3 protein-coding genes and 1 pseudogene are annotated in these 3443 nt (G+C 61.7%); all 4 read right to left on the bottom strand.

Annotated features, from left to right (window positions below):
- Nucleotides 1-441: 441 nt before the first annotated feature.
- On the bottom strand, nt 442-714 hold the full coding sequence (locus L0963_RS19525) for a hypothetical protein (protein WP_234181493.1): 273 nt from the start codon (nt 712-714) through the stop codon (nt 442-444).
- Nucleotides 715-889: 175 nt separating this feature from the next.
- Complete coding sequence (locus L0963_RS19520; protein ID WP_234181491.1) at nt 890-1522, bottom strand: MobA/MobL family protein; 633 nt, start codon at nt 1520-1522, stop codon at nt 890-892.
- A 281-nt stretch (nt 1523-1803) separates the two neighbouring features.
- Nucleotides 1804-2568: a hypothetical protein gene (locus tag L0963_RS19515; protein WP_234181482.1), complete on the bottom strand. Its 765-nt coding sequence runs from the start codon at nt 2566-2568 to the stop codon at nt 1804-1806.
- 219 nt (nt 2569-2787) lie between these two features.
- A pseudogene (locus tag L0963_RS19510) lies at nt 2788-3443 on the bottom strand (hypothetical protein); the annotation flags it as partial.

Here is a 3443-nt window from a genome sequence, read left to right as displayed (position 1 = left end):
CAACATCCCGTTCTCGCCAACTGATCAAAACCAGTCGGCCGACTAAATCCCCGGGATGAAGGGGTCCTTTTTGCACGCCGATCACCCCACGAAGGGGGTGCCTATTGCACGCTGATCCTCAATGCGGCACTTTGTCGGGTATTGGAAATCCCGTTGGACCATCGGGCTGATCGGATCAAAATGGCGCGTAAGATCCTGTCACTGATGCCGCAGATCATGGCATGCGATCCCAATCCTTATGTAAGGGTTCAGTGATCTCCCTGGGCGTAACGAGAGGTCGCTGGCAACGTCGCGCTCCCGATTGGAGACGAAATAAGTATCATGGCGCGAGCGAACACCGGCCATCTGATGAACCCCTGATATGGGACTCGCATAATGATTTATCCGGCTGACCCAGGCGTCGGCAATTCGACTGCCGACACCTGGGCTCAGCAGCTTCCCTTAGCGATGAGTCGGATAGAGCGAACGAAACGTCGTCACACGCATCGTGGAGCGCATGGCGGCGCGCAACAACTTGCGATCTTCCGACGCCGCCGTCCAAGTCGCTGGCACTTTGCGACCGTTAAGCGCTTCCACGGTCTGAGTTTGCCTGGCTGCCGACAGCCGGTCGGCAATCCAGACGATTAGCAATGCAACCAGGCGCGGCATTTCGCGCATAAAAACAACCGTAACATACACGGCCACGACGATGGCTATTGGTTCAACGATATACATTCTATTTTCTCCTCCGATCTTCAGATCACCCTCTTCGCTCGATTTCTCTCCTGTTATGGCTTGAAGGCCTCGCTATCCGATCCTTCTGAAGCCATAACAGGCAATGCGATATTCAGGGTGTTCGGCACCGGGCGCTTTACCCGTGCTCGGTGCCGACACGATCTCAGCGGGATTTTTACGCTGTCGCTGCCATGACATATTCGGGCGGTACGATACCGGTCCGTTCCCACCAACGCTCGGCCAGGCGTTTGCGGGAGTTTTCCGTCCGCAGCCAGTTCTGGCGAACCTTGCCATAATCGCGGTGCTCCGGGTCATATCCTCGCAAGGTGATGAGGAAATGCACGTGCGGCGCAATTTCGGGCTGATCGTCGCCTTCCGATTGATGATGGATCGCCCAGTCGACGACCATACCGCGGGCGACCAGATAATCCTCGGCAAAGCCTTCGATCAGATTGCGCCAGAAGGCGAGGTCCTCATGGCGCGGCAGACTGCCAACGCAATGCGCGATTGTCGGCTCGTCGGGCCGATACCGGGCCGCATTCTCGTCCGCTTGTGCCCACAGCGCGATTCCCCCCAGCTTGGGTCCGGCGGCGCGGGCAGGAGCACATCGGCCCGCCGCCGCAAGGTCGGAGCGCGACGCCCAGTTCGGCGTCGGACCCCATTCATCGACGCTATTCTGGCGGTTGATGTAAGCGTAGCTCGCCTGCGCCGTGCGGTGCGTGCGCAAGAGTTCGGGCGTATATCGGCTTGAGCGTTCCCGGATCACATAGCGGGTGTTGAACGGGCGGATGTTGTGGATGGTCGTCATTTGGTACTTCTTTCTACGAATGAAAAGGAGCCGCATCGCTGCGGTCCCCTTGCTGAGATTGGATGTGATGGAGAAACGGCGAGGCGGCACCGCAGCGGCTACTGGGCGTCGATTCACCGGATATTTAAAGCTGGTCGCTAGACCGTGCCCTGACGGGCATGACAGCGGCCCATCGCATGCGAAGCGTTGTGCATATGCACGCTCGCAGGCCTCGCTGCTCGCGCGACCCGAGCAGCGAGGCCATTTTTTCCGTCGATTGTGGGCCTACGAGTTAGGCTCGCTCAGGCGTGGAACAGCCCGTCTTCGAAGCTGACCCATCTCGCAGTCTCGTCCCCCGCAGCAAGGCGTTGTCGATAGTCGCGATAATGATGCGCGAATGAGTCTGCGCGGCGGATAGGGCGGGAGTTCCCGATATCGGCGAGCGCAGACTTGAGATATTCACTGGCATCGATCCAGTTGCGCAGCGCCAGCATCGTCTCGAAGAAGGGTTCCGGTCGCGCGCTGCGGAACGCTTCGACATGCGCCCACAGCATCAAGCGTGCGGTCGCGACGCGCAGCGCATGGTCTTCGGCTGACGCCGGCGCCGAGCGCGACCAGGCAAGCTCGATGTCCGCATCGCCGATCTCGGGCATCGGGACCGAGAAACGACGGCACGCAGTTCGCTCATCGAACCCACGGTCACCCATTGCGACGGGATCGATAGCTGTCTTGCCAAAGCAGAGTTCTGCAAGGGCCGGCTCGACGAAGAAGCGCCGGCTCATCGCGTCCATCGCCAACGTCATGCGATCGGCCATGGACGCGATCTGGACCACGCTGGGCAACAGCGTCTTGTCGAGCAAGTGCGGCAAAGGGATTTCCGATTTGCGCGCGTCGGACACGCAAATCGCGTTGATCCAGCGATGGCCATCATCTTGTTCGACCAACGTCAGAACCGCCGCCGCAACCGGCCGGCGTGCCAGCGCGGGATGCTCGTCCGGCAAGTCGTTCAGCGGAATGCAGGCCAGACCGATCACCTGCAGGCATTTGGGAAGTTGATACTCGTTCACGATATTCTCCTTTCGGAGGATCAGGGATCCGAGACAGAACTCCTGCCTCTTTTCCTTTCACCCTGTTCCTCGCTTCCCGCGTCAGCGTCTCCATTGTTCAGCGGGCGCGCCGCCGCGTCCCGCTTTTCCATCCGGCGGACATGCGAGATCGGCCTGCGGCTGCGCCGCAGGGGTGATCGTCATTTTAAGAGAAGCAGACCCTCCCTGAGGGCCTGCCGATCAGCGTCCGCGGCCGCCGGGTTCTCGGCCGGGCAGCCCGCGAGCGGGCGAATGAAGGCGCTTCGACGACTTCGACCGCTTCGTCTTTTGCTTCGCTGTTCGCCGCTTGATCTCGAGCGACATGATCACCCCGGCGGCCGCCATATCCCCACCGGACCGCGCCGATGCCAGCGCGCGCTTCAACCGATCCGCCTCCTTCGGCGGATCGAACCGCACCGAACCGCGCTTGACCAGCAGCCACTCTTCGTCGAGCAGCAGATCGCCCATGTGCCGAAAGCGGTCCGCTTCGTTTGCACGCAGCGGCGCGGCTGGCAGCAAGCCGGAATCGACCATAAGATCATGCAGGATATCGCTCCGCGTCTCCTGCTGGACGAACCAGGCGGCGCGGGTGCGGGCGCGTATGTCGGGCCGTGTCAGCCACGCGGCGCGAGGTCCGAGGGCGTGGCGCAGCGTCTTCACCGTGTCCGGTGCCTCGGCATCCGCACGCCGCGCGAACAGGAAAGGGACAGGCGCACGGCGCCACAGGGCGGCAGGGTCGGCACCTTGGTGGGCGTCCATTAATTCGGCAGGCACCGGCGCGACGTGCGTGGCAGGTCGATCAAGCCAAGATGCCCGTCGCTTCTGCTCCACGTCCCAAGCCGTTGGCCGGCGCGCCG

The organism is Sphingopyxis sp. NFH-91, assembly GCF_021401285.1.
In the GTDB taxonomy this organism is placed as follows: Bacteria; Pseudomonadota; Alphaproteobacteria; order Sphingomonadales; family Sphingomonadaceae; genus Sphingopyxis; species Sphingopyxis terrae_A.
Note: the sequence above shows the minus strand (reverse complement) of the source record. Positions and strands in the feature narration are given on the sequence as shown.

What these genes read in the sequence shown, in the direction of transcription:
- L0963_RS19525 (WP_234181493.1), bottom strand. Translation starts at nt 714, where the DNA reads ATGTATATCGTTGAACCAATAGCCATCGTCGTGGCCGTGTATGTTACG.
- L0963_RS19520 (WP_234181491.1), bottom strand. Translation starts at nt 1,522, where the DNA reads ATGACGACCATCCACAACATCCGCCCGTTCAACACCCGCTATGTGATC.